At 43.1% G+C, this 7606-nt stretch carries 8 protein-coding genes; 1 reads left to right on the top strand and 7 read right to left on the bottom strand.

What is annotated here, in order from left to right; all coding sequences use genetic code 11:
* A partial coding sequence (locus FTT84_RS16100; RefSeq protein WP_179994364.1) for a zinc ribbon domain-containing protein occupies positions 1 to 110 on the top strand: 110 nt, incomplete at its 5' end.
* A gap of 116 nt (positions 111 to 226) precedes the next feature.
* Here FTT84_RS16100 and FTT84_RS16095 read toward each other — a convergent pair.
* The 7 genes from FTT84_RS16095 to FTT84_RS16065 all read right to left on the bottom strand — a co-directional run bounded on the left by FTT84_RS16095 (position 227) and on the right by FTT84_RS16065 (position 7274).
* Positions 227 to 1033: an ABC transporter ATP-binding protein gene (locus tag FTT84_RS16095; protein ID WP_180058484.1), complete on the bottom strand. Its 807-nt coding sequence runs from the start codon at positions 1031 to 1033 to the stop codon at positions 227 to 229.
* A 14-nt stretch (positions 1034 to 1047) separates the two neighbouring features.
* A complete protein-coding gene (ssuC, locus tag FTT84_RS16090; RefSeq protein WP_067761776.1) occupies positions 1048 to 1863 on the bottom strand; it encodes an aliphatic sulfonate ABC transporter permease SsuC in 816 nt (271 codons plus the stop codon).
* Positions 1863 to 3038 carry an FMNH2-dependent alkanesulfonate monooxygenase gene (ssuD, locus tag FTT84_RS16085; protein WP_180058483.1) on the bottom strand — a complete coding sequence of 392 codons (1176 nt, stop codon included), beginning with the start codon at positions 3036 to 3038 and terminating at the stop codon, positions 1863 to 1865. Before ssuD ends, ssuC begins: the two co-directional genes overlap by 1 nt.
* A gap of 32 nt (positions 3039 to 3070) precedes the next feature.
* Positions 3071 to 4060, bottom strand: coding sequence for an aliphatic sulfonate ABC transporter substrate-binding protein (locus FTT84_RS16080; protein WP_180081833.1), 990 nt, complete (start codon positions 4058 to 4060; stop codon positions 3071 to 3073).
* A gap of 26 nt (positions 4061 to 4086) precedes the next feature.
* A complete protein-coding gene (locus FTT84_RS16075; RefSeq protein WP_067761770.1) occupies positions 4087 to 5046 on the bottom strand; it encodes a sulfonate ABC transporter substrate-binding protein in 960 nt (319 codons plus the stop codon).
* 338 nt (positions 5047 to 5384) lie between these two features.
* Positions 5385 to 6737: an amino-acid N-acetyltransferase gene (gene argA, locus FTT84_RS16070; RefSeq protein ID WP_180058481.1), complete on the bottom strand. Its 1353-nt coding sequence runs from the start codon at positions 6735 to 6737 to the stop codon at positions 5385 to 5387.
* A gap of 135 nt (positions 6738 to 6872) precedes the next feature.
* The gene (locus tag FTT84_RS16065) at positions 6873 to 7274 is read right to left on the bottom strand and encodes an RcnB family protein (protein WP_180058480.1); all 402 of its coding nucleotides are present in this window, start codon (positions 7272 to 7274) and stop codon (positions 6873 to 6875) included.
* Positions 7275 to 7606: the final 332 nt, after the last annotated feature.

The raw sequence follows: 7606 nt of genomic DNA, 5'->3' as shown, positions 1-7606 counted from the left end.
AATGGGAGTGCATGAGCTGTGGTACAGCTCATGATCGAGATATAAACTCAGCTCTAAACATTCTTGCGCTTGGGCATAAGCGTCTAGCTGTAGGAATCACCCTTTTTTAAGGGGGTGAGGATGTCAACTCTGTCTTTTAACCACCAAGTTCTGTCTAAGCATGATCTTGATGGCGCATGATATAAGAACCTAGCTAAGGCTTTAGCTAGGTTCCTACTACACTTAGTTAAGTTGCTAGAACGGCAGTTAAAACTTGTTGTTCAAGTTCAGTGAAGGCAATGCCTTTTTGCCGTGGGCGTGCTAAGTCAACGTTGAACTCTTTGGCAATATGCCCCTTATCTAACAAAATAATACGGTCTGCTAACTGCACAGCTTCACTAACATCATGAGTTACTAAAATGGCGGTAAAGCCTTGTTCAGTCCATAATTTTTCAATCAAGTTTTGCATGTCTAAACGAGTCAGTGCATCCAGTGCGCCTAACGGTTCATCGAGCAGTAAGATGCGTGGTTTGTGCGACAATGCGCGTGCTAAAGCCGCACGTTGGCGTTGACCGCCAGATAATTGGGTCGGCCATAAGTCAGCTTTTTCTTTGAGTCCAACTTTTTCTAGTAATGCCGACGCATTGGCATGTTGGGCTTTGTCTAAACCGAGCTGCACATTTTTTTCAATACTGCGCCAAGGCAGAAGGCGTGGGTCTTGAAACATGACGCGAATGTCGTTTGAGGTAATGCCTTCCCGAATATGGCGTGCAGATTTAAATTTGATTTCGCCATAGCTTTGTTTTTCAAGGTCAGCAATTAAACGCAACAGGGTACTTTTACCACAGCCGCTACGACCTACAATTGCTAAAAACTCACCGGGTTGGATATGCAGATCGAGGTCTTCAAGAACTTTAACGCTGCCATAAAATTTATGCAGTTGCTCAATAATAATTTCAGCGCCAAGTACAGCATGAGGATTGATATCTGCTGCAGTCGTGTCTTGAGGCTTTGTGCTGTCATCGGCATGACGGCTTATGCTTAAATCAGTCATCTCATGCTCCTAAATTATTTCTGGTAACCCGCATGCCAGCGGAGCAAATATTTTTCAAGTGTTACTGCCAGTACATCAGCGAGTTTACCGAGTAGGGCATACAGTAAAATCCCCACTAAGACGATGTCGGTTTGTAAGAACTCACGGGCATTCATGGTCATGTAGCCGATACCAGCTTGCGCAGAAATGGTTTCAGCGACAATGAGCAGTACCCAGACTAGCCCTAATGAGAAACGCAGTCCCACCAATATGGACGGCATTGCACCGGGTAAAATAATTTCTTTATAAAGTTGCCAACCACTCAAACCATAACTTTTACCCATCTCAATGAGCTGTGGATCTACCGAACGGATACCGTGGTAAGTGTTGATATAAATCGGGAAGAACACCCCAATTGCCACCAAAAATAATTTGGCAGATTCATCAATGCCAAACCACAAAATCACCAATGGAATCAGCGCCAATGCAGGGATGTTACGGATCATTTGTAAGGTGGTATCGAGCAGGGTCGATGCTAATTTTGATGAACCATTCAATAGTCCTAAAAATAGGCCGAGACCGCCACCCACTAAGAGCCCCATCAAGGCACGTCCTGCACTGACTTGTACATGCTTCCAAAGTTCACCGCTCATGAGCAGGTTCCAGAAGGCAACAACTACAGCACTGGGTGCAGGTAAAATTCTACTTTCTAATAGACCTGTTACCGAGGCCAGTTGCCACAGTAAAATAAGTGCTATAGGAAACAACCAAGGCAGCAAACGCTGCCCGAATTGTGTTCCACGTGAAACCTTCGGTTCTTTGAAGGTTTCAACAGAAACTGTTTTTGACATTAAGCAGGCTCCTGAGCTTTTGCAGCTTTCTTGTTTTCTTCAGGGGTGTAGTTGTTTGCCACAATTTCACCAAATGGACCTGTCAGATTTGGCTGTGCCAATTTTTCGCGTGTTTCCAATGGAAGAAGCGGGAACACTAATTCAGCGAAACGAATGGATTCTTCAAGATGCGGGTAGCCCGAGAAGATAAAGGTACTGATGCCTAGGTCAGCATATTCTTGGATACGTGCCGCAACTGTTTCAGGGTCACCCACTAAAGCGGTACCTGCACCACCACGGACAAGACCGACCCCTGCCCACAGGTTAGGTGAAACTTCGAGTTTCGAGCGATCACCATTGTGCAACTCAGCCATACGACGTTGACCGACTGAATCCATTTGTTTGAATTTTTTCTGTGCCGCAGCAATGGTTGCATCATCCACGTATTGAATTAACTCTTCCGCCGCTGCCCAAGCTTGTTCATTGGTTTCACGCACGATCACATGTAGACGAATACCGTAGTTCAGCTCACGACCTTTGGCTTTGGCTTTTTCACGCACCACGGCAATTTTTTCTTTCACTGCTGCGGGTGGTTCACCCCAAGTTAAATATGTATCGACTTGTTCAGTTGCCAGTTCAATCGCATCTTCTGAAGAACCACCAAACCACAGTGGTGGATATGGCTTTTGTACCGGTGGATAGAGTAATTTTGCATCGTCAACGCTGAGTCGTTCACCGTGGAAAGTGAAACTTTCACCGGTATGTGAACGGGTTAGAATTTCACGCCAAATGGTGGTGTATTCGGCTGCGGTTTTGTAGCGAGTTGCGTGGTCTTCATATACACCATCACCCTTCAACTCTTGTTCATCGCCACCGGTAACCAAATTGAGTAGCACACGACCGCCAGAGAGACGGTCAAACGTCGCAGCCATACGCGCCGTTAAAGCGGGAGTCGTTACACCTGGGCGCAAAGCTACAAGGAATTTTAGGTTTTTGGTTGCATCAATTAAGCTTGCTGCGGTTAACCATGGATCTTCACATGAACGGCCAGTTGGAATCAGTACACCCTCATAGCCAAGGTTATCAACCGCAACTGCGATTTGCTTCATATAAGCATGATCAACCTGACGTGCACCTTTGCTGGTACCTAAGTAGCGACTGTCACCGTGTGTTGGGATAAACCAGAAAATTTTCATGTTAAATTCCTTGTGTATTGATGGCTCGGTTATCAATGTGAAGCAGGTGTCCAAACTTTTTCTTGGACTGAAATAGTGTTGGGAATCAATTGAACTTGTTTGAACAAGTCCGCAATATTTTGTTGGGCTTGAACCACTTCAGCATTGAGTGGTTTAACTGGTGAAGGTTTAATGCGACGTGCAAAGGCTTGTGCTGCAACAGCTTTTTCTAAGCCTGTACTGCTTTGGTATATCTCTAATGCAACATCTTGATGTTTGACGATCCATTGGTCTGATGCATTCAGTGCATTTAAGAATTTGGCTGGTGAATCTGGATGGGCCTGGATCACTTTAGGATTGGCCACGTAGAACGAATAGGTCTGTGGGAAATCGCCTGCTTCCATCAGCACTTTGGCGCCTGCATCTAACTCTGCTGCAGAAAGGAAAGGATCCCAAATGACCCAAGCATCAATTGATTTTTTATCGAAAGCTGCACGGGCATCTGCGGGTGGAATCCAAATCGGTTGAATATCAGTCCAGCTCAGACCAGCTTTCTGTAAAGTTTTAGACAGTAACTCATGCGCACTTGAACCTTTTTGTACCGCAATACGTTTGCCTTTGAGTTCTTGAATTGTTTTAATTGGGCTATTGGGTGGAATCACCACAGCCAATGAATCATTAGGAACAGCCTCATAGCCAATGTAGTTCAAGTCTTTATTGGCAGCTTGAGCAAAAATCGGTGGCGTGTTGCCAACATAGCCATAATCCACCGCGCCTACAGCCAAGGCTTCAAGCATTTGCGGGCCAGCAGGGAACTCTTTCCAATCAATCTGAGCACCTGGAAATTGTTGCTCAAGCAATTTTTGTTGACGTGCAACCAACAGGTTCAAAGCCGATTTTTGAAAGCCGATGGTAATGTGCTTCACTTCAGCTTTGACTTGTGGATCAGTACTGTTTGATTCAGCTTCTTGCTTTTGGCAAGCACTCAAACTGATGCCGAGTGTAGTAAGACCAACAATTGAAAAAGTTTTTAAAATACCCATGGCAGTGCCCTTATTTTTATCTCGGCTTATTTGATAATGGCTGATTCAATGTTTAATTTATTTGGAATCAATTTTTCGTTATAGAACGCATCAGCGACTTGTTGCTGTTCTTTAGCCACTTCAGGTGTGACTAAGGTGACGTTGTCGCCTAGGCGTGAAATTGATGTTTTTAGAACATCAAGACCAAGTCCAGTTTTACCTTCAAGCAATTTGGCAGCTTCATCTTGGTTTTTAGAGACCCATTGCGTGGTCAAGTTCAACTCGTTTACGACTGCTTGAACCACTTTTGGATGTTCTTGTGCGAACTTACGATCGGCTAAATAGAACTGATAGTTCTTCACCAAATTTTCGCCATTGGCAATGGTACGTGCGTTTAATTGATGCTCAGCTGCAGACAGGAACGGGTCCCAAATGACCCAAGCATCGACTGCACCCTTTTCAAAGGCAGCACGGGCATCTGCAGGCGGTAAGTAAACCACTTCAATGTCACTAAATTTCAGTTTATTGGCTTCAAGCAGTTTCAATAGTAAGTAATGCACGTTCGAACCTTTGTTCAGAGCGACACGCTTACCCTTAAGATCTTGAATGGTTTGAATGTTCGAGTCTTTTTGTACAATTAAAGCTTCTGCTTTCGGTACAGCCGGTTGATTGGCGATATACACTAAATCGGTTTGTGCTGCTTGCGCAAAAATCGGTGGTGCTTCACCGACTTCACCAAAAGACACGCTACCGACATTTAAGCCTTCAAGCAGTTGCGGGCCAGCAGGGAATTCAACCCATTTCACATTGACGCCTTGCTCTTTCAGCGAGGTTTCCAATGTGCCGCGTTCTTTCAGGATGGGTAATAAGCCATATTTTTGAAAGCCAATATTTAAGGTCACGCTTTCTTGTTGTTTTTGACCGCAACCGGATAACATCATGGCACCCGCAACCGCTGAAGACAGTACTAATGTTTTTGTCCAGTGTTTTGCTTTGTTAGTGCTCATGTATGTGCTCCTATCGAGGGGTAAAATGCATAACTGTTGATTTATGAACACATAAGCTAAAGAGTTTTCTTTTTCGAAAAAAATAAGAAAAGTTAAATTTAAAATCAGGAAAAAAGATAAATAAAAATAAGCAAAACTTATGAATAATTATGATTTTGTATAAACATATATTGTGCTTCTTTAATTTATTAAATATTTGATAATTATGGTTATTATTTTCTTATTGCGTTGCTGTATAAGCATATCGTATTCAATGAAAAGCAATTTAATAAATTTGAGCGTTTTTTTTGCATATCCTTATGCAAAATAAAGATAAATTGGCAGAAAAAAAGCCACGTTTAAAGTGGCTTTTTGCAGACTAAAGAGTTGCGTTGGTAGTTATAAAGTGCCTGACGGGCATTCGGCAAATCATCAACACTGACTTGCTCAAAACCTTGTTCCAAGAACCAATGTGCGGTGCGGGTTGTCAGAATGAACAATTGTTCGATACCAAGTGCACGGGCTTTTTCTTCGAGATAATGCAAAATTTGGCTGCCACGGTTTGACTTACGATAGCCTGGATGTACAGCCACACAAGCAATTTCCGCCGAGCGTTTTTCACCTTCCGCCGCTGGAATTGGATACAGTGCAGCACAGGCTAAAATGGTGCCATCACGTTCAATCACCGCAAAATGCTCAATTTCATTTTCAAGGCGTTCACGTGAGCGATAGACCAATATCCCTTCTTGCTCGAGTGGGCGGAGTAAACTGATTAGACCCACCACATCTTGAATATTGGCGGTACGTACTTCTTCATAATGAGCATCGGTGATCATGGTGCCAGAACCATCACGGGTGAACAGTTCTTCGACCAATGCGCCATCATAGGCATAGGAAATAAGATGTACACGATGTACACCTTGTAACGATGCATCTTTGGCACCGCGTAAATGCAGCGCAATATCTGGGTTTGAATCTTGATACTGATAAATATGCTGATCCAGCTGATGCGGAGTAATCTCACGCTGTAACTGACCATGTTCATTGTTTAGGCCATGTTGCTTACCTAAAAAAATCAATTTATCGGCTTTTAAACTAATCGCCGTTTTGGTTGCCACTTCTTCAGCCAATAAGTTAAACACTTCACCTGTGGTGGAATATCCAGTTGGCCCAAGTACCACAATATTTTGACTGGCTAAATGACGTTGAATGGCATCGGTATCCACTGAACGGACTTCACCAGATAATTGAAAATCGACCCCATCACGAATGCCATAAGGTTTTGCCGTGACTAAATTACCTGAGACCACGTCAATGCGTGCGCCATACATGGGCGAGTTGGCCAATCCCATAGAAAGCAAGGCTTCAATTTGCAAACGAATTGAACCGACCGCATTCATTACAGCAGGCAATGATTCACGAGTGGTAATACGACGATGCTGATGGAAAGGGGTAATAATGTTATTGCTGTCTAAATTATGGTTGATTTGCGGACGCGCACCATGAACCAAAATTAAACGAATACCTAAAGAGTGAAGTAAGGCGATGTCGTGAATAATATGTTGAAAGTTGTCATGCTGTACTGCTTCACCATCAAACATAATGACAAAGGTCTTGTTACGGTGAGCATTAATATAAGGCGCAGAATGTCGGAACCAATGCACATATTGTAAGGTTGTGCTTGATGACGGTTCAGATAAATTCGTTTGCATGCCTAATTTCACTTAATCAGTTTCCTACATCTGATTCTAATCAAAAAAAGCAGAAACGGAACGATAAAAATAAAAAAACACCTGAACATCGTTCAGGTGTTGGGAAAGGGACTCATTGAGACAGACAATTAGTAATTAGTTTCTGATACGGATAATACGGTCGGTACGATCATTCACGAGGACATAGTCACCATTGATTTTGTACCAATGTTGGTAACGGCCTGTATTCGGTAAACGACGTGCTTCACGATCACTGACTTTATAACGGCTTGAGTCATAAGCACGTGGAAGTGTTTGCCCTACACGCCAATCACGGCTTGGATTTACACGTGAGTTATAGCGGTTGTTATCATAACGATTGTCATAGCGGTTATTGTTGTTCCAGTTACCTGAATGCTTGTTGTCATTCCAACGTGAATCTTGGTGCTGAGCGTGATAACGGCGGTCATCTTGACGATGATCTGGTGCAGCCATTGCAGCAGAGGTTGCCAAAACTGCAGATACTGAAAGTACGAGTGTAGATACGAACTTATGCATGGAAATCACCTTCATTTTTAAATATGTTTTCGATGATTCAAAATTAACGTGGAAGTTCAGAGAAAGCGTGAGCGAGATATAGTGGAATTGTGAACTATATGAAGAAAAAAAGGAGATCTGTAAATCAGGGCAAAGCCAGTGTTGGTCATGCTTGAAGAAGTTTCTTAGATCTTAAACAACGGAAAAGCCCAGACAAAGTATGGGCTTTTTTATCAAATGGAGCGTAAAACTCTGTCCTTCAGGTCAGAGATATAAGCGACACGACATGAAGTGTCGTTTGATTTAACTAAGGACTATTTTCCTTGAGTTTTGATTGTTAATATAAGTACATG

Source organism: Acinetobacter sp. YH01019 (assembly GCF_013420285.1).
Classification (GTDB): domain Bacteria; phylum Pseudomonadota; class Gammaproteobacteria; order Pseudomonadales; family Moraxellaceae; genus Acinetobacter; species Acinetobacter gandensis.
This window is presented reverse-complemented; position numbering and strand designations above follow the sequence as displayed.